The 21459-nt window shown below is 52.5% G+C and carries 19 protein-coding genes; all 19 read left to right on the top strand.

Going from position 1 to position 21459, the window contains the following annotated elements; translation table 11 throughout:
- The first annotated feature begins 26 nt into the window (after positions 1–26).
- The 19 genes from MKY86_RS17280 (at position 27) to infB (ending at position 21444) form a co-directional block, all read left to right on the top strand.
- A complete protein-coding gene (locus MKY86_RS17280; protein ID WP_076078630.1) occupies positions 27–1430 on the top strand; it encodes a DUF342 domain-containing protein in 1404 nt (467 codons plus the stop codon).
- 69 nt (positions 1431–1499) lie between these two features.
- Positions 1500–1808, top strand: coding sequence for a hypothetical protein (locus MKY86_RS17275; protein ID WP_076078632.1), 309 nt, complete (start codon positions 1500–1502; stop codon positions 1806–1808).
- 69 nt (positions 1809–1877) lie between these two features.
- The gene (locus tag MKY86_RS17270) at positions 1878–2450 is read left to right on the top strand and encodes a hypothetical protein (protein WP_076078634.1); all 573 of its coding nucleotides are present in this window, start codon (positions 1878–1880) and stop codon (positions 2448–2450) included.
- Positions 2447–3049, top strand: coding sequence for a hypothetical protein (locus MKY86_RS17265; protein WP_076078635.1), 603 nt, complete (start codon positions 2447–2449; stop codon positions 3047–3049). Before MKY86_RS17270 ends, MKY86_RS17265 begins: the two co-directional genes overlap by 4 nt.
- Positions 3050–3210: 161 nt before the next feature.
- Positions 3211–3912, top strand: a complete 702-nt coding sequence (gene rpsB, locus MKY86_RS17260; protein ID WP_036692565.1) for a 30S ribosomal protein S2 — start codon at positions 3211–3213, stop codon at positions 3910–3912.
- Between the two features lie 145 nt (positions 3913–4057).
- Positions 4058–4708 carry a translation elongation factor Ts gene (tsf, locus tag MKY86_RS17255; RefSeq protein ID WP_076078637.1) on the top strand — a complete coding sequence of 217 codons (651 nt, stop codon included), beginning with the start codon at positions 4058–4060 and terminating at the stop codon, positions 4706–4708.
- Between the two features lie 102 nt (positions 4709–4810).
- Positions 4811–5539, top strand: a complete 729-nt coding sequence (gene pyrH / locus MKY86_RS17250) for a UMP kinase (RefSeq protein WP_076078638.1) — start codon at positions 4811–4813, stop codon at positions 5537–5539.
- A complete protein-coding gene (gene frr, locus MKY86_RS17245; protein WP_036724711.1) occupies positions 5540–6094 on the top strand; it encodes a ribosome recycling factor in 555 nt (184 codons plus the stop codon).
- 78 nt (positions 6095–6172) lie between these two features.
- Positions 6173–6940: an isoprenyl transferase gene (locus MKY86_RS17240; RefSeq protein WP_036724712.1), complete on the top strand. Its 768-nt coding sequence runs from the start codon at positions 6173–6175 to the stop codon at positions 6938–6940.
- A gap of 20 nt (positions 6941–6960) precedes the next feature.
- The gene (locus MKY86_RS17235) at positions 6961–7764 is read left to right on the top strand and encodes a phosphatidate cytidylyltransferase (protein WP_076078640.1); all 804 of its coding nucleotides are present in this window, start codon (positions 6961–6963) and stop codon (positions 7762–7764) included.
- A gap of 23 nt (positions 7765–7787) precedes the next feature.
- A complete protein-coding gene (locus MKY86_RS17230; RefSeq protein ID WP_076078642.1) occupies positions 7788–8927 on the top strand; it encodes a 1-deoxy-D-xylulose-5-phosphate reductoisomerase in 1140 nt (379 codons plus the stop codon).
- A 147-nt stretch (positions 8928–9074) separates the two neighbouring features.
- On the top strand, positions 9075–10349 hold the full coding sequence (gene rseP, locus MKY86_RS17225; RefSeq protein ID WP_076078643.1) for an RIP metalloprotease RseP: 1275 nt from the start codon (positions 9075–9077) through the stop codon (positions 10347–10349).
- 94 nt (positions 10350–10443) lie between these two features.
- Positions 10444–11892 (top strand): proline--tRNA ligase, encoded by a 1449-nt coding sequence (gene proS, locus MKY86_RS17220; RefSeq protein ID WP_036724718.1) that lies wholly within the window; start codon positions 10444–10446, stop codon positions 11890–11892.
- A gap of 129 nt (positions 11893–12021) precedes the next feature.
- Positions 12022–16353, top strand: coding sequence for a PolC-type DNA polymerase III (locus tag MKY86_RS17215; protein ID WP_076078645.1), 4332 nt, complete (start codon positions 12022–12024; stop codon positions 16351–16353).
- Positions 16354–16544: 191 nt separating this feature from the next.
- On the top strand, positions 16545–17012 hold the full coding sequence (rimP, locus tag MKY86_RS17210; protein ID WP_036724721.1) for a ribosome maturation factor RimP: 468 nt from the start codon (positions 16545–16547) through the stop codon (positions 17010–17012).
- A 26-nt stretch (positions 17013–17038) separates the two neighbouring features.
- Positions 17039–18136, top strand: a complete 1098-nt coding sequence (gene nusA / locus MKY86_RS17205; RefSeq protein ID WP_036724723.1) for a transcription termination factor NusA — start codon at positions 17039–17041, stop codon at positions 18134–18136.
- 30 nt (positions 18137–18166) lie between these two features.
- Entirely contained in the window at positions 18167–18475 is a 309-nt protein-coding gene (gene rnpM / locus MKY86_RS17200) for an RNase P modulator RnpM (RefSeq protein ID WP_036692616.1), read from the top strand.
- Entirely contained in the window at positions 18468–18791 is a 324-nt protein-coding gene (locus tag MKY86_RS17195) for a YlxQ family RNA-binding protein (RefSeq protein ID WP_036724725.1), read from the top strand. The genes rnpM and MKY86_RS17195 overlap by 8 nt, the downstream gene beginning before the upstream one ends.
- Entirely contained in the window at positions 18784–21444 is a 2661-nt protein-coding gene (gene infB, locus MKY86_RS17190) for a translation initiation factor IF-2 (RefSeq protein WP_076078646.1), read from the top strand. The genes MKY86_RS17195 and infB overlap by 8 nt, the downstream gene beginning before the upstream one ends.
- Positions 21445–21459 lie beyond the last annotated feature (15 nt).

The following is a 21459-nucleotide window of genomic DNA, read 5'->3' as shown; positions in this document are numbered from 1 at the left end:
GTGACGGTGACAAGGGGGAGCAGAAATTGATCGGTCAATATGTATTGAGCCAATACCTGAGCATTACTTTTTCGGAGGATAAGGGGATTGCTTACCTTCAGTTCACCAAGAAGGATGAGAAGTTCACTTGTTCGGTCGAGGACCTTGAGAGCTTCCTGTCCAGTCACAATATTCGTTTCGGTATCCAGCATGATATTGTGCAGCGGATTAGCAGCAACCCGGAAGAATACTTCTGGAACCGGGTGCCGATCGCGATTGGACAGCCTGCTGTCAACGGTAAGGATGGCCGCATTGTGCTGACCGTTGATATGGAGGAGGACCGCAAGCCTCTAGAGAAAGAGGATGGCAAGGTGGATTACAAAGAGCTGGTCCGGCTGCATAACGTAAGGAAGGGCCAGCTTATTGCCAAGGTTATTCCGGCAGAGAACGGTGTGAGCGGCAAAACGGTAACCGGGGAGGAGCTTCCGTTCCGGGCAGGGAAGGAGGCTCATTTCAAGGTAGGCAAGAATGTGGTGGTGGATCAGGAAGAGACCTCCATGTATTCTGCGATTGACGGATTGGTCACGCTGACAGACAAGGGCAAGATCAATGTATTTCCGGTGTATGAAATCAATGGGGATGTGGATTACAGCACGGGCAATATTGATTTCGTGGGCACGGTGGTCATCCGCGGCAATGTGCTTACCGGCTTCACCGTCAAATCCGCAGGAGATATCCGGGTGGTCGGCGGGGTAGAGGGGGCCGAGCTGATATCGGGCGGGTCCATCGAGATTACGGGCGGCATCATCGGATATAATAAAGGGCTCGTTCATGCCGGTAAAAATGTTAAGGTCTCGTTCATCCAGGATGGCAATGTTGTGGCCGGGGAGGATGTTATAGTCTCACAAAGCATCATGCATTCCAGCATCCGGGCAGGCCGCGATGTGTTGTGCAACGGCGCCAAAGGCTTAATTGTTGGCGGTATTGTGCAGGCGGGTGAACACGTGATTGCCCGCACCGTCGGCAATACCATGTCTACAGCTACAGCGATTGAAGTGGGCGTTGTTCCCGAGCTGAGAAATGAGATCAACGAACTGCGCCAGGAGCTCCGGCAGCTTCTTGAGAATGAGGACAAGACCAATAAGGCGCTGTATCTGCTTAATCAGCTGGCGAACAATGGCCAGCTATCGCCCGATAAGGTGGCGCTTCGCGTCAAGCTTAATGCCACCAAGCAATCCCATATGCGTGATGAAAAGAGAATTAAAGAGCGTGTGCTGGAGATCGAGCGCATGCTGGAGGACACCGGCAGAGCTAAGGTTGATGTCGTCAAGACGATCTATGGAGGCTCTAAGATCGTAATCGGCAGATATACCAGGTTCGTCAAGGACCCGACGGAGCGGGTATCCTTCATTTACAGTGAAGGGGATATATCCATAATACCGTATGTATAATCAGGCAGGCAGCCGAGGCGGCCTGCTATTCCTTGATTCTGTAACCAATGAGTGGAGAAGAGGGATCTTATGAGTCTGAAACCGGTGGAACTGCAAATTGCTTTGCCCCGTACCCATGATGCGGGCAAAGTTCAGAACAACCTTCAGCAGCGTCCTGCACTCGACCAGCAGCAATTGGCAGGCCAGAATGTCAAGCAGACCCAGGAGATTGCGCAGCGCAGCAGCGAGGTGGACGAGTCCGCAGAATCCGCGCTGCGGGACGGCGGAAAGGGGAACGGCTCCGGGAGTCAGCCTCACACACGTAAGCAGGGCAATCAGGAGAACACCCATGATGCCGAACATCCCTATAAGGGGCACCGTATAGATTTCAGTCTCTGATTTCGACCAGAATAACCGCAAATGCAGTTAAGGCATCCTATGAATTAAACGCAGAAGGAGATTACACACTTGGAACCATGGGTATACATCGTGCTGGTAGGCGCAGTTGCTATTGTTTATGCCCTGCGGCTGCCGGCCAGAACGGGGAAGGAAGACTCGGAGAAGAAGAGCCTGAAGGAGACGGAGGCGGCTCTGGAGCTCTACATGGCCGATATCGAACACGAAAACTCCGAGCTGCTGAAGCTGGTGGGCAGTATTAAGACACAGTCACAGAGCAATAAAGCGGCCCTGCAGGAAGAGATCGGTGGACTGCGGGAGCAGGTGGGCGAGCTGCAGAAGAGCCTGCTGCTGATGGATGCGCGGCTGACCGCAGAAGAGAAGGGACTGCTTCAGCTGGCAGCCACCTTCTCGCGGGAAGCTTCGTCCGGACACGCGGAGAAGCCCCAGGGCAGGGAGCAGGCTGCCGAGGCAGTACCTCCTGCTAAGCCAAGACCCGTCAGCTCCATTAAGCTGCGGTATCCCCGGCTGTTCGAGCTGCATGAGCAAGGGAAATCGATCGATTCTATCGCCAAGACCGCCGGTCTGCAGCGGGGCGAGGTGCAGCTGATCCTGCAGCTTGCCCAGCAGGAGGAATCCGTATGATGAAGAACCGGTTCTTTATGCTGGGACTAGGGATCGGGCTAATATCCGGAGCGCTGCTGCTGCAGCTGATGATAGCCGGACGGACCGCTCCTCTGACCAAAGAAGAGCTGATCCGGCAAGCGGCTAGCCTGAACCTGACTGTTGTAGATCCGGCAGAAGCTGCTGCAACAGCAACGCCGTCACCGGAGGAAGCGGCCGAGGCCCAGGCTTCCGGGGCGCCAGCAGCAACACCGACAGCTGCGCCTGCTGTCCCGCCCAAGCCGGCAGCAACACCAAGCGCCGCAACGACTCCGGGCAAGCCTTCAGCTCCTGCACAGCCGCAGAGTACCGCAGCACCTGTTACCAAGGCTCCGGCTACGCCTGAAGCGCCTGTGGCTGCGGTTGACGGGGTAATCTCTCTTAAGATCCCCACTGGAATTACGCTCGCCCAGACGGCAGATCTGCTTGCGGAAGCCGGGGTTATCGAGGATAAGAACAAGTTCCTCCAGACAGCAAACGGCCGTAAGGTGAACACTATCATTCAATACGGCAGCTACAGCTTCAGTAAGGGAGAGAGCATCAACTCCATTATTGACAAGCTGATTACCGTAAAAAAGTAATCGTTGCATAGGCTGTTTTATTATGATATATTAATTGACGGTGTTAAAACACACGCCGGTTGATTTCGACAAGGGGTGCTTTCTTCTGAAGAAAGTCTTGCTGAAAGATGACGCGCGGCGGAGGAGACACACAATAAACCAAACTTAGGAGGTGTGTGAAGATGGCAGTAATCTCCATGAAGCAGCTTCTCGAAGCTGGGGTACACTTCGGTCACCAGACTCGTCGTTGGAACCCAAAGATGGATCGTTATATCTTCACTGAAAGAAACGGAATTTACATTATTGACTTGCAAAAGACAGTCAAGAAGGTAGAAGAGGCTTACAACTTTGTAAAGAGCGTCGCTGGCGACAACGGCACAATCCTATTTGTAGGAACAAAGAAGCAGGCACAGGATTCCGTAAAAGAAGAAGCTGAACGTTCGGGTATGTTCTTCATTAACCAGCGCTGGCTCGGTGGTACCCTGACTAACTTCCAGACTATTCAGAAGCGTATTGACCGCCTGAAGAAATTGGAAGCTTGGGAAGAAGACGGTACCTTTGCAGTATTGCCTAAGAAAGAAGTTATCCTTCTCCGCAAAGAGAAAGATCGTCTTGAGAAATTCCTGGGCGGTATCAAGAACATGAAAGGTCTTCCAAGCGCGCTGTTCATCATTGACCCGCGTAAAGAGCGCATTGCAGTAGCAGAAGCTCGCAAATTGGGTATTCCTATCGTAGCTATCGTTGATACTAACTGCGATCCGGATGAAATTGACTACGTAATCCCAGGCAATGACGACGCAATCCGCGCCGTGAAGCTCTTGACTGGTAAGATGGCTGATGCTGTTGTTGAAGCTCATCAGGGCGAAGACACAACTACAGCTTAAGTAGTAACCGGAACATAAAACATAAACTTAAATGAAAAGGGTGGTTGGCAGGTGGATAACCTCTCACTGCCCTTTTTTTAAAATGCAAGCAAGTATCGCTTTATGCCCGCGTATGACAACGACTATGACCCTGGAGGGAATAACAATGGCAGTAGATGCAAAAGCAGTGAAGGAACTTCGTGAAAGAACAGGGGCAGGAATGCTCGATTGTAAGAAAGCGCTGGAAGAAGCAAACAACGACATCACCAAAGCAGCAGAATTGCTTCGTGAAAAAGGTCTGTCCGCAGCAGCGAACAAGGCCGGACGTATTGCTACTGAAGGTACTGTAGAATCCTATATCCACGCTGGCGGCCGTATTGGCGTTCTGGTGGAAATCAACTGCGAAACTGACTTCGTAGGCAAAACGGATTCCTTCAGAGAATTCGCACGCGACATCGCTATGCAAATCGCAGCAGCGAACCCGCTGTATGTCCGCCGTGAAGAAGTACCTTCTGAAGACGTAGAGAAGGAAAAAGAAATTCTTAAGGCACAAGCGCTGAACGAAGGCAAGCCTGAGAAGATCGTTGAAAAAATGGTGGAAGGCCGCATCAGCAAGTTCTATGAAGAATACTGCCTGATGGAGCAATCCTTCGTTAAAGACCCGGACAAGACAATCTCCCAGCTGCTGAATGAAAAAATCAGCACGATTGGCGAGAACATCACCATCCGCCGCTTTGTTCGTTTCGAACTGGGTGAAGGTCTGGAGAAGAAAGTCGACAACTTCGTAGAAGAAGTTATGGCACAAGTAAAACAATAATAACTGCATGACATTGAATAAGAACTGAATACAGGCAAGCATCAAAAGAGCGGAACACATACAAGTAGTGTTCCGTCTTTTGTAGAAAGTGAGGGTATATAATTGGAACAACCGGTATTTAAGAGAGTAGTCCTTAAGGTAAGCGGTGAATCGCTCGCCGGACAGAATGGCTATGGCATCGATGCCGATACGATCATCTCTATTGCAGAGCAGGTCAAGGAAGTCGTGGAGCTTGGAGTTCAGGTTGCGATTGTATGCGGCGGTGGCAACATCTGGCGCGGAATCGCCGGAAGTGCAAGCGGTATTGACCGGGCAACAGCCGATTATATGGGAATGCTGGCAACAGTGATGAACTCGCTGGCATTGCAGGACGCTCTGGAGCAGATCGATGTCCCTACCCGGGTTCAGACCTCTATCGCCATGCAGCAGATTGCTGAGCCTTATATCCGCCGCCGGGCGATCCGGCATCTGGAGAAGGGCCGCGTAGTTATTTTTGCCGCAGGGACAGGGAATCCGTTCTTCTCGACAGATACTACGGCAGCACTTAGAGCAGCCGAGATTGAAGCCGAGGTTATCCTCATGGCCAAGAATAAGGTAGACGGCGTCTACTCAGCAGATCCGTTCAAGGACAGCACAGCCGTTAAGTTCGAGCAGCTTACTTACATGGATATTCTGAACAAAAACCTGGGGGTTATGGATTCTACCGCTTCCTCACTCTGCATGGATAATAATATACCGCTCATTGTGTTTGCTATTACAGAGCAAGGCAATATTAAACGCGTCGTTCTCGGCGAAAAGATCGGGACGATCGTTAAAGGGAGTGTAAATTAAATGCCACAATCGGTTAAGAAGAATGCCGAAGAGCGTATGGAAAAAGCGATTCTCTCGCTGAAACGCGACTTGGCAACACTGCGGGCAGGACGCGCTTCGACGTCGCTGCTGGATCGCATCCAGGTTGAATATTACGGTGCTCCAACTCCTATTAATCAGCTGGCCAACATCAGCACACCGGATTCCCGGACCCTGCTGATCCAGCCGTGGGACAAAACTTCGATGTCAGACATCGAAAAGGCGATTATGAAATCCGACATTGGGATTACTCCAGCCAATGACGGTACGATCATCCGCCTGTCGATTCCTCCGCTTACCGAGGAACGCCGCACTGAGCTGGTGAAATTCACCAAGAAGTTTGGTGAAGAAGCGAAGGTAGCGATCCGCAACATCCGCCGCGATGCCAATGATGACATTAAGAAGATGGAGAAGAACGGCATTTCAGAAGATGAATCACATGGACATCAGGAAGATATCCAGAAATCAACGGATAAGTTCATAGCTGAAGTCGACAAAGTGCTCTTGTCCAAAGAAAAAGAGATTATGGAAGTATAACGAAATTCATGAGACTTCAGGCCCCTCCGTTAATGGTGGGGTTTGTCTCTTTCTGATAAGAGCTTGGAGGAAACGGAAATGATCAAACGGATTCAAGAATGGCTGAGCCGTAAAGACAGGCAGGAGCCAGTCGAGATTTCACCGGATAATATTCCCCGGCACGTAGCGATAATTATGGATGGCAACGGGCGCTGGGCGAAGCGGCGCGGTATGCCCCGGGTTGTGGGCCATCAGAACGGGATGAAGGCAGTCAAACGTGCTACCATTGCAGCGAATGACCTCGGAGTAGAATTTTTGACTCTGTACGCTTTCTCTACGGAGAACTGGACCCGGCCGAAGGATGAAGTGGATTTCCTGATGCGCCTCCCCGTAGAATTCCTGGCGATTGAACTGGATGAACTCATTGAGAAGAATGTACAGGTGCGCGTAATGGGCAACACGGAGGCTTTGCCTTCCCATACCCGCAAGGCGATGGAAGAAGCGGTCGCCCGCACACTAAGCAATACCGGACTTATACTTAATTTTGCTCTGAACTACGGCGGGCGCAAAGAGATTGAGGACTGTATGCGCGCTCTGGGCAAGGATATCCAGGCAGGAATTCTGTCACCTGAAGAGATCACTTCAGAGCTGATTGACAACAGACTGTCATCCAGCGGATTACCCGATCCTGACCTGCTCATCCGTACGAGCGGGGAGATGCGGCTCAGTAACTTTATGCTGTGGCAAATCGCCTATAGTGAATTTTGGTTTACGGATGCGTACTGGCCGGAGTTCGACAAGACGCATCTGATGCAGGCTGTGGCTGAATATCAGCGCCGCACACGCCGTTATGGTGGATTGAAGTAGCCTGATGGGAGAGGGATTCTTTGAAGCAGCGATTGATTACCGGAATTGTTGCCGGGGCCTTGTTTTTAGGGTTATGCTATTGGGGTGGCTGGCCGTATCAGCTGATGCTGACTGCGATGGCCCTCATCGGCTATTATGAATTTGTGAAAATGACAGGTACAGCAACCTTCGGGCTGACTGCTGTATTTGGATATGCCTCTGTAGTAGGCTTTATGATTCCTTGGGATCTCCTTGGAACGAATAAGCTATTCTCCTGGGAACAGGGGATTTGGCTGGTATTGCTGCTGTTCCTGCTGGTCACTGTCTTCAGTAAGAATAAGCTTGATATTAAAATCACCGCGATGATGTTCACTGGCATTGTTTACATAGGAATGGGGTTCTCGTATATGGGAATCGCCCGCGGTGCGGGAGATGGCCATGGCCTCTTCTGGACGATCCTGCTGCTATGCTGTATATGGGGCAGTGATGCCGGAGCCTATTTTGTCGGCAGAAGCTTTGGGAAGAACAAGCTGTGGCCTGCGATCAGTCCTAACAAGACTATAGAGGGCGCGCTTGGCGGAGTATTGATTTCTGCTGTCATATCGATTGTGTTTGCTATACTGGTTCCTGATCTGCTGACTATCGGACGCGCGCTGCTGATTGGAATTGCCTGCGCTGTGCTGGGTCAGCTTGGAGATCTTGTACAATCTGCCTATAAACGGGTGTACGGTATTAAGGATTCAGGCTCACTCTTGCCGGGTCACGGTGGCATCCTGGACCGCTGCGACAGCTGGATCATCGTATTTCCTTTCGTACATATCGTAATGCTGATGCCTTACTATTAACGACAGGGAGAAGGAAAGCAACTGTGAAAAAAATTAGTATTCTCGGCTCTACGGGCTCCATCGGTACCCAGACGCTGGATGTGGTAGCTATGCATCCGGAAGCTTTTGAAGTCGATGGACTGGCGGCGGGAAGTAATACTTCACTGCTGCTGGAACAGGTCCGCCGTTTCAAGCCTCGCCGTGTATCGGTATCCACGAAGGAGCTTGCACAGGAGATCAGATCCAGTCTGCCTGCCGGCGTAGAGCTGTATAGCGGAAGTGAAGGTCTGGTGGAGATTGCTGCCGGAGGCGATGCACAGACGGTCGTAACTGCGCTTGTAGGCAGTGTAGGACTTCAGTCTACGCTGGCGGCGATTGAAGCCGGCAGACATATTGGACTGGCTAATAAGGAGACACTGGTGACCGCCGGACATCTGGTTACAGAGCTGGCTGGACGCAAAGGCGTGAAGCTGCTGCCAGTGGATAGTGAGCATTCGGCGATTTTCCAATGCTTAAACGGGGAGAACCGTGAGGATGTGGCTTCAATTACCATTACTGCCTCGGGCGGTTCATTCCGTGATTATAAGCGTGAACAGCTTACGAATGTTACCGTAGCGGACGCACTGCGTCACCCTAATTGGAGCATGGGGGCCAAGATTACTATTGACTCGGCAACCATGGTTAACAAAGGCCTGGAGGTTATTGAAGCCCACCATTTGTTCGCCCTTCCGTATGAGCAGATTGATGTGGTGCTGCATCCGGAGAGTATCATTCACTCCTTTGTGGAGTTCTGCGACAGCAGCATTATTGCTCAGCTTGGGACTCCTGATATGCGGGTTCCAATTCAATATGCGCTCACCTATCCCGACCGCTGGCCGTCTCCTGCGAAGCGTTTGTCTCTGGCTCAGGTAGCCAGCCTGACCTTCCGGGAGATGGATTATGAGCGCTATCCGGCGCTGAAGATGGCTATTGACTGCGGCATAGCGGGCGGCACATTCACAACAGCCTTCAATGCAGCCAATGAGGTCGCCGTGGCCCGCTTCCTGCGCGGTGAGATTCCCTTCCTGCGGATTGATGAGATTATTGATGAAGTGCTTCAGCGTCATCACAATGAGGCGAACCCCGGTCTGGAACAGATCCACAGTAGCGATATAGCTTCCCGGGAGCTTGCGGCTGTCCTGTAAAGGGATAAGAGGCCTTTGGAAACGGTGAATATGGCTGTACCCTGAAAAATAGGTGTGGACTGTTGATTCTCTTGTGCCCTGCCTTGGAATAATGATAAATTAAGAGGACATACTTCGGTCTTACACCTTAAGGGGGAATGTTGCGCTATGGAGATGGTAAGAGTTGTTTTTTTAACGGTGTTTATGTTCTTTGTTCTGGTGACTGTCCATGAATGGGGACATTATTATTTTGCCAAACGCGCCGGAATTCTTGTACGGGAATTTGCGATCGGTTTCGGTCCGAAACTGTTCTCTTATAAACGCGGTGAAACCCAGTTCACGCTCCGCCTGCTGCCCTTCGGGGGATACGCCCGTATGGCCGGCGAAGACCCGGAGATGGTTGAGATCGGCCCCGGGCAGACCATTGCTGTCCGGCTGGGCCAGGATAACAAGGTAAAGAATATTTACCTCGATTCCCTGGATACGCGCAGAAATGTTATACGCGGCGAAGCACAGTTCACGGATCTGGAGAATGAACTGAAGATCCGCCTTGATGTAGATGGTGAAGTGACCACCTATGATGTGAATCCGCAGGCGATGATGATCAAAGGCACCCAGCAGACGCAAATTGCGCCTAAGGACCGCCAGTTCGGCAGCAAAACCGTCGGCCAGCGCGCGATAGCGATCCTGGCCGGACCGGTGATGAACTTCATTCTGGCGTTTGTGCTATTTGCACTTCATCTGCAGATGGCCGGAATCCCGGTGGAGAATCCGACCTATGTGAAGATCGGTGACGTCAGCGTAGGAATGCCTGCGCAGGAAGCAGGTCTTCAGAAGGGCGACATCGTCGTCACTGTGGACGGGCAGGCCATCGGCGGAGATTACCAGAAGATGATCAAGCTGACTTCAGCCTCCAAAGGCAAAGAAATGAACTGGACGCTGAAGCGCGGCGAAGAGACCTTGAATGTGACCATGATTCCCCGTGGAATGGAAGGGGAGCAAGGCGGCAAGGTTGGAATTACGCCGGAGCTTCCTACCCGCAAGGCTGGAGTGGGGGAGACAATTACCAAGTCCGGTACAGCTATGGTCGACACCACCAAGCTGATTTTTATCGGCTTCAAGCAGCTGATCAACAAATTTAATATGGATGATATCTCCGGGCCGGTGGGCACGTTCCAATTGACCGGGCAGATTGCCCAGCAGGGGATTCAGTATTTGACCTATTGGGCGGCTATTCTCAGCCTCTATTTGGGGATCTTCAATCTTCTGCCGATTCCTGCACTGGATGGCAGCCGGCTTGTATTCCTGGGTGTTGAGGCACTGCGCGGCAAGCCGGTGGACCCGAGCAGGGAAGGCATGGTCCACTTTGTAGGCTTTGCCCTGCTGTTCCTGGTGATGATCGCTGTTACGTATAATGATATTTTACGCCTCATAAGCGGCTGACGGATGTCATATCTTTTTTATCCCGCGATGCATTTGATTGGGCTTCATACCTAATGTGCAATCTGAGGGGCGAATAATAGGAGGATTTCTTCACATGGCCAAAGACAAGCAGTTCGTTACAGAGATCACGCCGCAGGGCGAGGATTTCTCACGCTGGTATATCGATGTTATCAAAAAAGCGGACCTGATGGATTATTCGCCGGTCCGCGGCTGTATCGTGTTCAAACCGGACGGCTATGAAATCTGGGAGCATATCCAGGAGGAAATGAACCGCCGCCTGAAGGCAACCGGTCACCGGAACGCCTACTTCCCGCTGTTCATTCCCGAGAGCTTTTTCCAGAAGGAGAAGGAGCATGTGGAGGGCTTCAACCCAGAGCTGCCTTGGGTCACTGAGGCCGGAGGCGATGTGCTGGAAGAACGTCTGGCGATCCGCCCTACGTCCGAGACGATGTTCGGCCATATGTATTCCAAGTGGATTCAGTCTTACCGCGACCTTCCGGTGCTGATCAACCAATGGGCCAACGTGGTCCGCTGGGAGAAACGTACCCTGCCGTTCATCCGTACGACAGAATTCCTCTGGCAGGAAGGCCATACCGCGCATGAGAATGAGACGGAAGCACGCGAAGAAACGATGAAGATGCTTGATAACTACCGCGACTTCGTGGAGACCTTTCTGGCTATTCCGGTAGTGACCGGACAGAAGACGCCATCCGAGCGGTTCGCCGGTGCTGTGGATACGTATTCCATTGAAGCGATGATGAAGGATGGACGGGCTGTACAGGCCGCTACCTCCCATTATCTGGGCACCAAGTTCGCGGTTGCTTTTGATATCCAATATCTGAACCGGGAGAATGTACTGGAACATGCACACACCACCTCGTGGGGCTCTACCACGCGTCTGATCGGTTCGCTCATCATGGTGCATGGTGACGACCGCGGACTGGCTCTGCCGCCGAAGGTAGCACCTACGCAAGTCATTATGATTCCAATCGGACCGCCTAAGACCCGCGAAGCAGTCATCGGACGTACCGACGAACTGTTTGGTGAGCTTAAGAGCGCCGGAATCCGCGTGCGTGTGGATGACCGTGCGGATGTAACCCCGGGCTGGAAGTTCAATGAATATGAAATGCGCGGCGTGCCTGTCCGTCTGGAGCTTGGACCGCGTGATATGGAGAATGGCGTCTGCGTGCTCGTATCCCGGATCAGCGGCGAGAAGAAGGTCATTCAGCAGGAGAACCTGGTTGAAGAAGTGAATGCGATGCTTGCGCAGGTCCACCAGGAAATGTACGAGCGGGCACTGAAATTCCGTGAGGATCATTTCTATTCCGTAGACACTCTTGAGCAGATGAAGGATTCTATGGAAGAGAAACGCGGCTTTGCGCTTGCAGGCTGGTGCGGCTCTGAGGAATGTGAAGATAAGGTCAAGGAAGAGACCGGCGCAGGCAGCCGTAATATTCCGTTCCACCCGTCAGAAACGAAAGAGACCTGTATTTGCTGCGGCAAGCCTGCTCAGCATACGGTTGTATTTGCCAAAGCATATTAATCGGCAACCTTATATTTGTTATTTTTTATATCAGCTTCTGGCGAGAGGAGTCGGCGGGCCGCAAGTACCCAATGCTTTTTTAGCCGGAGGCTTTTTCTTACAATTATTGCCGAGTTAGGTGGGGAATGCATGGAGCAGAACGTGGAGAGAAGAAAGAGATTTGAGCTGTTGATGAAGCAGGGGGAGATTCCGCCTGCCATGATTGATCCTTATTTTGTAGACGGACAGATTGAACGGGTGGAGATTAGCCGCGGCAACCATGACTGGCATATCGTGATTGCGAAGACAACCCTGATTCCCGCCCAGACCTACCGGGCATTTATTCTTAGAATGCGTGAGAAGCTGCAGCATATTGCCAAGGTCAGCTTCTTGTTCCTATATGATGATACTGTAAGCAGAGCCGATATTGTACAGGAGTACTGGGGCATGTTCCTGGAGTGGGTCCAGCGTGAGATTCCGTCCGTCAACGGTTGGCTGACGCGCTCCAGCCAGGAGCTGCAGGACGGCACGCTCATCCTAAGCCTGAACGATTCCATGTCGCTCGAACTGGCCCGCAAAAAGGGTATCGAAGCCGCCATTATTAAATATTATGATAAATACTTCGCGCTCCCTCTCAAGGTCAAGCTGCAGATGTCCGAGGATGAGACCAAGAACAAAGCGGATGCCTATGAGGAATTCCAGCAGAAGCTCCAGCAGGAGCAGCGTGAGCTGGTAGAGCTGATGATGATGAACAGTGAGCCGGACGAGCCTGAAGAAGCGGGGGACCCGGGCGAGGTCATTAAGCTTCAGATCGGGAATGACATTAAGGAGCAGGCCGTCTCCATTCTGGAGATTCAGGATGAAGAGAAGAAGATTACAATCCAGGGGACGATCTTCGGGCTGGACAGCAAGGAGCTGCGTAACGGGAATACGCTGTTCACCTTCTGCATCACAGACTTTACGGATTCCCTGCAGATGAAGATGTTCGCCAAAACCAAGGAAGAGCTGAAGATCATGGGCCAGCTGGCTAACGGCAAATGGGTCCGGGCGCGCGGCAAAGTGGAGTATGACCGGTTCATGCAGATTCCCGAGCTGGTGATGATTCCTTCGGATCTGACCGAGGTGTCGGCGCCGCCTGCCCGTAAGGACAATGCCAAGGAGAAGCGCGTGGAGTTCCACCTGCATACGACTATGAGCACGATGGATGCGGTAGCACCGATTGATGCCTATGTCAAAACAGCTGCGAAATGGGGCCACCCGGCACTTGCAGTTACCGACCACGGCAATGTTCAGAGCTTCCCGGATGCGAATCATGCCGCCCATAAGCATAAGCTCAAGATGCTCTACGGTGTCGAGGCTAATGTCGTCAATGACGCGGTCAATATCGTGGAGAATGCGCAGCCGCTGGAGCTTAAGACGGCAACCTATGTCGTTTTTGACATCGAGACCACGGGGCTGTCCATCACACGCAATAACATCACGGAGCTTGCGGCGATCAAGATGTGCGAAGGCAAGGAGCTGGACCGCTACACCACCTTTGTCAATCCGCATGAGAAAATTCCCTACCACATCCAGCAGCTGACAAACATTACGGATGAAATGGTCAAGGATGCCCCGGATCTGGAACCGGTACTTAAGGAATTCGTGGAGTTTGTAGGAGACAGCATTCTCGTTGCGCACAATGCGCGGTTCGATATGGGCTTCATTCAAGCTTCTCTGAAGAAGCTGGGGCAGCCGGAGCTGCCGAATCCTTCACTGGATACGCTGGAGCTGGCGCGTCTGCTCTTCCCCAAAATGAAGAACCACCGGCTCAATACGCTTGCTGACAAGTACAAGGTACTGCTGGAGAGCCATCACCGTGCGGTGGATGATACGATAGCACTGGGCGGGATTCTGAATGGTCTCTTGGCCGATGCGGAGAAGATGAAGGGGATGACACGGCTGGACCGGCTGAATGATTATGTAGGCAATGACCTGTCGAATGTGCGGCCGTTTCACTGCGGCATCTATGCACTGAATCCCATCGGTAAAAAGAACCTCTACAAGCTGATCTCCATGTCGCATACCGAGTACTACAAGCGGGTACCCTGCATTCCCAAATCGAAGCTTGAAGAGCATCGTGACGGACTGCTCGTCATATCCGGCTGTGAGCGGGGCGAGTTCTTCGAGGCTGTGCTGAACAAGACCGTAGAAGAGGCGATTGAGGTTGCCCAGTTCTATGATGTGCTGGAAATCCAGCCGCTGACCATGTACATGCATCTGGTGGATAAAGGGTTCGTAGCGAGCCCTGAGGACCTGCGGGGAGTTGTACGTAAAATCTGTGAGATTGGCGAGCAGATAAACAAGCCGGTGATAGCCACTGGGAATGTGCACTATCTGGAGCCGCGCGATAAGCTGTTCCGCGATATTACGATCCATGGGATTACCGGGTTCAGTCCGCTGAAGGACCAGAACAAGCCGGATGCCCACTTCCGTACAACCGATGAGATGCTTGCCGAGTTCGAATACCTGGGTGCAGCCAAAGCGAAGGAAGTCGTGGTAACGAATACTGTTGAGCTGGCTGAGCGGTTCGAGGAATACGATCTGTTCCCAAGCGATCTCTTCACACCTATTATTGAAGGTGCGGACGATGAGATCCGCAATACCTGCTATGACACTGCCAAATCGATCTACGGCGAGGAGCTGCCGGAGGTTGTGGTTGCCCGTCTGGAGAAGGAGCTTGCCCCGATTATTAAATACGGGTTCTCCGCCAACTATCTGATCTCGGAACGGCTGGTCAAAAAGTCGAACCAGGACGGTTATCTCGTCGGCTCCCGTGGATCGGTAGGTTCATCTGTGGTGGCTACCTTCCTCGGTATCTCGGAGGTTAATCCGCTTCCGGCTCATTATATTTGCACTAATTCCGAATGCCGGCACAGCGAATGGTTCCTGGACGGAAGTGTGCCGAGCGGCTTTGACTTGCCGGATAAGGACTGCCCGGATTGCGGCGGCAAGCTTAAGGGAGAAGGACAGGATATTCCGTTTGAGACCTTCCTGGGCTTCAAAGGGGACAAGGTTCCCGATATCGACCTTAACTTCTCCGGGGAGTATCAGCCGAACGCCCATAATTTTACCAAAACAATGTTCGGTCCGGACAATGTATTCCGCGCGGGAACCATCGGTACAGTGGCGGAGAAGACCGCGTTCGGCTTCACTAAGAAATATGAGGAGCATCACCAGAAGCGCTGGCGCGGCGCGGAGGTCGGACGGCTTGCCGCCGGCTGTACCGGTGTGAAGCGCAGTACGGGGCAGCATCCCGGCGGTATCGTTGTTTTGCCGGACTACATGGAGATCGAAGATATCACTCCGGTGCAGTTCCCGGCGGATGATGTTACAGCCGAGTGGAAGACCACCCATTTCGACTATCACGCCTTCGATGCCAACCTGCTCAAGCTCGATATTCTCGGCCACGATGATCCGACGATGATGCGGATGCTGCAGGATCTGACTGGCGTCGACCCGACGACCATTCCAATGAATGATCCGAAGGTGATGAGTATGTTCAACTCTACGGATGCGCTCGGGGTAAGGCCGGATCAGATCCGCACCCCGGTAGCCACTTATGGAGTGCCCGAGATGGGGACGAAGTTCGTCCGCCAGATGCTTGTCGAAGCGAAGCCGTCCAGCTTTGCCGATTTGCTGCAGATTTCGGGGCTGTCCCATGGAACCGGCGTGTGGCTGGGAAATGCCCAGGAGCTGATCAAGAACAACACCTGCAACATTAAGACGGTTATAGGCTGCCGTGATGATATTATGCTCTATCTGATCTATAAGGCGGGCATGGATGCCAGTCTGGCCTTTAAAATTACGGAGAGCGTGCGTAAAGGGAAGGGCTTGCCGCCGGAGTGGATTGACGAGATGAAGAATTGCAAGGTGCCGCAGTGGTATATCGATTCCTGTCTCAAAATCCAGTACATGTTCCCGAAGGCCCATGCCGCGGCTTATGTTATATCAGCGGTGCGAACAGCCTTCTTCAAGCTGTATCATCCGATAGAATACTATGCGACTTACTTCTCGGTCCGCGCGGCGGATTTCGATATCGAGCTGTGCTGCAAAGGCTACGAAGCCATTGCGCGCCAGCTGGTAGAGATCGAAGCCAAGGGCTTCCAGGCGCTGCCTAAGGAAAAAGCCATGCTTCCGGTCCTGGAGATGGCCCTGGAGATGACCGCACGCGGCTTCACCTTCAAGAACATTGATCTGTACCGCTCGGACGCTACCAAATTTACCGTAGACGGTACGAGCCTGATTCCTCCATTCTCCTCGCTTGCGGGAATCGGGGATAATGCTGCGATTAATATCGCCGCTGCCAAGGACGCAGGAGAATTCCTCTCCATTGAGGATTTCCAGCAGAAATCCAAGGCCAGTAAAACGGTGATTGAGCTGCTCACGGGAATGGGCTGCTTCCGGGGATTGCCGGAGAGCAACCAGCTTTCACTGTTCTAACAACCGGCTTAAGTGATAGCATATAGAGTCCTTTAAAAAGGGGAGTCAAGGGCTGGTACTTGTCAGTGCTGCCTCACTATGGTATAATTTTTTTGGTAATAATGAGATAAGTCCGTTGTGTAAAGAGTGGGGAAACCCACTCTTTATCTTTGGTATATAGCAAAAGACAAGTTCGTGGAGGTAATCTTCTTTTGAGCACACCCAAATCCAAAATTAAACAAACGGTAGAGCAGCTGCTCGGGTCCTATCTCGAGGACAATGGTTTCGAACTGGTGGACGTTGAATACGTGAAGGAAGGCTCCAACTGGTTTCTGCGCGTATTCGTAGACAAAGAGGGCGGCATCGATATCGATGACTGCGGTACCATCAGCGAATATATCAGCCAGAAGCTGGATGAGAATGATCCCTTCTCCGAAGCGTATTTCCTTGAAGTCTCCTCGCCGGGAGCTGAGCGTCCGCTCAAGAAAGCTGCGGATGTCGCCAAGGCAGTAGGCAAGGACGTATATGTAACCGTCTATGAGCCGATTCAAGGACTCAAAGAATTCGAAGGCCGGTTGCTCTCGTTCGAGAACGAGGAACTGCTCATCTCCGCGGGCAAAAAAGAACATGTGGTACCTTACGCCAAGGTCGCCAGTGCGAGATTGGCCATTATTTTTTAACGTCTTGAAAGGGGGACCGGAATTTCATGAGTATGGAGTTTATTGAAGCTATGAATGAACTGGAAAGGGAGAAAGGCATCAGCAAGGATGTGCTGTTCGAAGCCATCGAAGCGGCGCTGATCTCCAGCTATAAACGCAATTTCAATGCGGCGCAGAATGTGCGTGTGGATATGAACCGCAACACAGGCGTAATCAAGGTGTTTGCCCGCAAGCTTATTGTGGAGGAGGTTCTCGATGCACGGACCGAGATCTCACTCCTGGCTGCCCGGGAGATCAACCCGCATTTCCAGCTGGAGGACATCGCCGAGCAGGAAGTCACGCCGCGTGATTTCGGCCGCATTGCCGCCCAGACTGCGAAGCAGGTGGTTACCCAGCGTATCCGTGAAGCGGAACGCGGCCTGATCTATAACGCTTTTATCGACAAGGAAGATGATATTGTTACCGGCCTTGTACAGCGCCAGGATATGCGCAATATCTATGTGGATCTTGGCAAAATCGAGGCGGTTCTTCCGCTGAGCGAGCTGATGCCTGGAGAGAAGTTCAAGCAGAGCGAGCGTATCAAGGCTTATATCACCAAGGTGGAGAACACGACCAAAGGACCGCAGATCATGCTGTCCCGCAGTCATCCGGGTCTCCTGAAGCGTCTGTTCGAGCTGGAGGTGCCGGAGATTTTTGACGGGGTGGTGGAGATTCGTTCCGTTGCCCGCGAAGCCGGCTTCCGCTCCAAGATCGCCGTGTTCTCACGCAATCCTGAAGTGGACCCGGTGGGCTCCTGCGTAGGGCCGAGAGGCACGCGTGTACAGACCATCGTGACTGAGCTTCGCGGTGAGAAGATTGATATCGTCAGATATTCCGAGCTGGTGCAGGAGTACGTAGCCAATGCGCTTAGCCCGTCCAAGGTGCTTGAGGTTCAAGTCTTTGAAGCTGAGAAAATGGCCCGCGTCATTGTTCCTGACTATCAGCTGTCGCTGGCTATCGGCATCAAGGGGCAGAATGCCCGTCTTGCCGCCAAGCTGACCGGCTGGAAGATCGATATCAAGAGCGAGACGCAGGCGGAGCAGGAATACGGCAGACCCAGATCGTCCAATGATGAAATGCATCAGGATTCCGTCTCCATCGATTAATGAATGCTGACTGACGGGAGGTGCTTTGTTATGAAGCAAAGAAAGGTGCCGCTGCGTAAATGCGTTGCCAGCCAGGAGATGATGCCCAAGAAAGAGCTGATTCGCGTGGTGAGAACGCCTGAAGGCGAGGTGCTGATCGACCTGACAGGCAAGAAGTCGGGCCGTGGCGCTTATATCTGCGGTAAACTGGAATACTTTAAGCTAGCACAGAAGACCAAAGCACTTGACCGGGCATTGAAATGTCAGGTCAGTCCTGAAATCTATGCCCAGCTTGCCCGGGATTTTGCATCCGTGGAGGAGCAGTTTTTGGCAGCGAAGGATAGTGAGGACAATGAGTAAGACACTTTCTTATTTAGGGCTTGCGATGAGAGCAGGCAAGATTGTCACCGGCGATGAGGCTGTGCTTAAGGCAGTGCGGTCTTCAGAGGCGAAGCTGGTCGTCCTGGCAGGTGACGCTTCAGATAATACCCAGAAGAAGTTCCGCGATAAATGCGGAACCTACGATATTCCACTAGTAATCGCATTTCACCGGGATGAACTCGGTGCAAGTATTGGTAAGGACCAGCGCGTGGTGCTGGCCGTTACGGATAAAGGATTCGCGGAAATGATCTCCAGAACGCTTGGAGATACTGTCGGAGGTGGAGTTATTGACTAAAGAAGATAATAAGGATAAGCTGCGCGTATACGAATATGCCAAGTCTTTGAACATGAGCAGTAAAGAAATTATTACCATTCTGAAGCGTTTGGATGTCCCGGTGAATAATCATATGAGTGTCATGGAGAATGGCTCCGTGAACAAAGTTGAACAATTCTTCAAGGACATCAAGTCAAACGCTGCAGCCAAGCGGGACAATGGCACCAGCAGCCGTCCGGTAGTGACTACCGGTGCGGTAACCGCCGAAGTACGCAGTGCTCAGAATACCAACAAAATTCATTCGGAAAAGCAGGTAGGTATGAACAGTAACCAAAACAACAACCAATCGACGACGTCCCCAAGGCCCCAAAGCGGACAAGATTCCCGCAGAACACAAACATCAGGCTCCGCTCAGAATTCCCGCCCGCAGGGCAGTTCAAGCAGCAGCCGTCCGCAAAGCAGTTCGACTGGCAGCCGCCCGCAAGGCAGCTCCACCGGCAGCCGCCCACAGGGCAGCTCCACTGGCGGAAGCCGTCCACAAGGCAGCTCTACTGGCGGAAGCCGTCCACAGGGCAGCTCCACTGGCAGCAGCCGTCCGCAAGGCAGCTCTACTGGCGGAAGCCGTCCACAAGGCAGCTCAACTAGCGGAAGCCGCCCACAGAGCAGCTCTACTGGCAGCCGTCCGCAAGGACAAGGCGGCGCACCACGTACAGGTGACCGTCCGCAAGGTCAAGGCAATGCAGGCGGAGGTTTCTCACGGAGCGACGGCCCTAAGAAGAATACCACTGGCGGAAGACCTGGCGGCAATAACAGCGGCCAGAAACGTTACGACGACAACAAGGGCGGCAACTATCGCGGCCGTGGCGGCAAGAACAACCGCGGCAGAAACCAGCCGACCGTATATCGTGAGAAGATTGACAACACACCTAAGAAGATCATTGTCCGTGGCAGCATGACCGTGGGTGAAACCGCGAAGCTGCTTCACAAGGATGCTTCGGAAGTGATTAAGAAGCTGATCTCGATGGGGGTTATGGCTACCATCAACCAGGAGCTTGATATCGATACGATTCTGCTGCTGGCCGGCGAATTCGGCGTAGAAGTAGAAGTGAAGATTCCGGTTGACGAAGACAGCTTCGAGACCGTGGAAGAGAACGATTCCGAAGACGATCTGATGACACGGCCGCCGGTTGTAACGATCATGGGTCACGTTGACCATGGTAAAACAACCTTGCTCGATGCCATCCGTTCCACGAATGTCTCAAGCGGTGAAGCAGGCGGGATTACGCAGCATATCGGTGCCTACCAGGCTGAGATTAATCATAAGAAAATCACATTCCTCGATACTCCGGGCCATGAAGCGTTCACCGCCATGCGTGCCCGTGGTGCCCAGGTCACAGATATGACGATTATCGTCGTAGCGGCAGATGACGGCGTAATGCCTCAGACCGTAGAAGCGATTAACCACGCCAAGGCAGCCGGACTTCCGATCATTGTTGCAGTTAACAAGATTGATAAGCCGGGCGCAGACCCTGACCGGGTGAAGCAGGAGCTTACCAACTATGAGCTGGTGCCGGAAGAGTGGGGCGGCGATACAATCTTCGTCAACCTGTCCGCTAAGCAGCGCATTAACCTGGAAGAGCTGCTGGAAATGATTCTGCTCGTTGCCGAAGTGAATGAGTACAAGGCGAACCCGGACAAACGGGCACGCGGTACTGTTATAGAAGCTGAGCTTGACAAGAACCGTGGACCGGTTGCCCGTATTCTCGTGCAGAACGGTACACTGAAGGTCGGAGACGCATTCGTAGCAGGTAACTGCTTCGGCCGCGTACGCGCCATGGTGAATGACAAGGGACGCAAAATCAAGGAAGCGGGACCTTCCACTCCAGTGGAAATTACCGGTCTGACCGAAGTGCCGCAGGCGGGCGATCCGTTCATGGCCTTCGAAGATGAGCGCAAAGCACGGGCGATCGCTGACAGACGTTCTACTACGCAGCGCCAGTCCGAGCTGAACACGAACACCCGCGTTACGCTGGATGATCTGTTCAAGCACATCAAGGACGGCGAGATCAAGGATCTCAACGTAATCATCAAGGGTGACGTACAGGGTTCGGTAGAGGCGCTGAAGGGCTCCTTGGCCAAGATCGAAGTGGAAGGCGTACGCGTGAAGATTCTTCACAGCGGTGCCGGTGCGATCACGGAATCCGATATTACCCTGGCAGCAGCCTCCAATGCTATCGTGATCGGCTTCAACGTTCGTCCGGATGCCCAGACGAAAGCTGCGGCTGAGCAGGAGAAGGTGGATGTGCGTCTGCATAACATCATCTACAACGTCATTGAAGAGATTGAAAGTGCCATGAAGGGCATGCTTGATCCTATCTATAAAGAGAACGTTATCGGTCATGCCGAAGTGCGCAATGTATTCAAAATCAGCAAAGTGGGCAGTGTCGCAGGTTGTATGGTTACCGACGGCAAAATTACCCGCAATGCTGAAATGCGCCTGATCCGCAGCGGTATCGTTGTCTTCACAGGCAAAATCGACACCTTGAAGCGTTTCAAAGATGATGCAAAAGAAGTGGCACAGGGTTATGAATGTGGCATAACTTTGGAACGCTATAATGATCTCGCCGAAGGCGACATCATCGAAGCATTCATCATGGAAACGGTAGAGCGCTAAGCGAAGAGGTGAAAT

The sequence above is a fragment of the Paenibacillus sp. FSL R7-0333 genome, assembly GCF_038000365.1.
Lineage (GTDB): Bacteria > Bacillota > Bacilli > Paenibacillales > Paenibacillaceae > Paenibacillus_AQ > Paenibacillus_AQ silagei.
This window is presented reverse-complemented; position numbering and strand designations above follow the sequence as displayed.

Bases quoted from the DNA above. Each gene is read 5' to 3' on its own strand.
- MKY86_RS17275 (WP_076078632.1), top strand. From the start codon at position 1,500: ATGAGTCTGAAACCGGTGGAACTGCAAATTGCTTTGCCCCGTACCCAT.
- MKY86_RS17265 (WP_076078635.1), top strand. From the start codon at position 2,447: ATGATGAAGAACCGGTTCTTTATGCTGGGACTAGGGATCGGGCTAATA.
- MKY86_RS17195 (WP_036724725.1), top strand. From the start codon at position 18,468: ATGAGTAAGACACTTTCTTATTTAGGGCTTGCGATGAGAGCAGGCAAG.
- tsf (WP_076078637.1), top strand. From the start codon at position 4,058: ATGGCAGTAGATGCAAAAGCAGTGAAGGAACTTCGTGAAAGAACAGGG.
- rseP (WP_076078643.1), top strand. From the start codon at position 9,075: ATGGAGATGGTAAGAGTTGTTTTTTTAACGGTGTTTATGTTCTTTGTT.
- frr (WP_036724711.1), top strand. From the start codon at position 5,540: ATGCCACAATCGGTTAAGAAGAATGCCGAAGAGCGTATGGAAAAAGCG.
- proS (WP_036724718.1), top strand. From the start codon at position 10,444: ATGGCCAAAGACAAGCAGTTCGTTACAGAGATCACGCCGCAGGGCGAG.
- MKY86_RS17240 (WP_036724712.1), top strand. From the start codon at position 6,173: ATGATCAAACGGATTCAAGAATGGCTGAGCCGTAAAGACAGGCAGGAG.
- rnpM (WP_036692616.1), top strand. From the start codon at position 18,167: ATGAAGCAAAGAAAGGTGCCGCTGCGTAAATGCGTTGCCAGCCAGGAG.
- rpsB (WP_036692565.1), top strand. From the start codon at position 3,211: ATGGCAGTAATCTCCATGAAGCAGCTTCTCGAAGCTGGGGTACACTTC.
- nusA (WP_036724723.1), top strand. From the start codon at position 17,039: ATGAGTATGGAGTTTATTGAAGCTATGAATGAACTGGAAAGGGAGAAA.
- MKY86_RS17215 (WP_076078645.1), top strand. From the start codon at position 12,022: ATGGAGCAGAACGTGGAGAGAAGAAAGAGATTTGAGCTGTTGATGAAG.